General features: G+C 31.9%; 1 protein-coding gene. It reads left to right on the top strand.

Annotated elements, in window-relative coordinates:
* Positions 1–170: 170 nt before the first annotated feature.
* The coding region (locus C3B52_RS37725) for a hypothetical protein (RefSeq protein ID WP_235615982.1) at positions 171–486 on the top strand (316 nt) is incomplete at its 3' end.

The raw sequence follows: 486 nt of genomic DNA, 5'->3' as shown, positions 1-486 counted from the left end.
AGAGCAACTGGTTTCAGAAATTAGTGTGACTTTGAAATAATTATTGAAACATTATTATTTCACTTGTCTGGTTAAGATGCGTTTAAAATTTTTTATTATAAATGTGCACTTTTTTAGCAGAAAAGATGTCAGCTTTTATTTATGTTGATATTAAGGAGACTTCTAATGTAATGAAGATTAGGCGCTTCTTTGGACTAAGTGTTGAAACAAGGTGTGATAGATGCCATATTAAAATTATTTCCCCTTCTGATGTTTATACGCTGTGTAAAGATTGCTTCCTGATTAATCCACATCAATTGAGACAACATGATGTTAAATTGGATTACCCAAGTATGATTGAAGGTTTAACTTGTGTTTTTCGCAAGGTGAAAGTCATTAGTGAACAACAGAATCATTGCTGTAATAATTGTGTCTCCCAGCATGCCAATAAAACGCATAGTGGATGGTATATTAATAGTGATTATCAGAAAGGCACAAAATTGTATC

The sequence above is a fragment of the Brevibacillus reuszeri genome (genome assembly GCF_002897295.1).
GTDB lineage: Bacteria > Bacillota > Bacilli > Brevibacillales > Brevibacillaceae > Brevibacillus > Brevibacillus reuszeri_A.
Note: the sequence above shows the minus strand (reverse complement) of the source record. Positions and strands in the feature narration are given on the sequence as shown.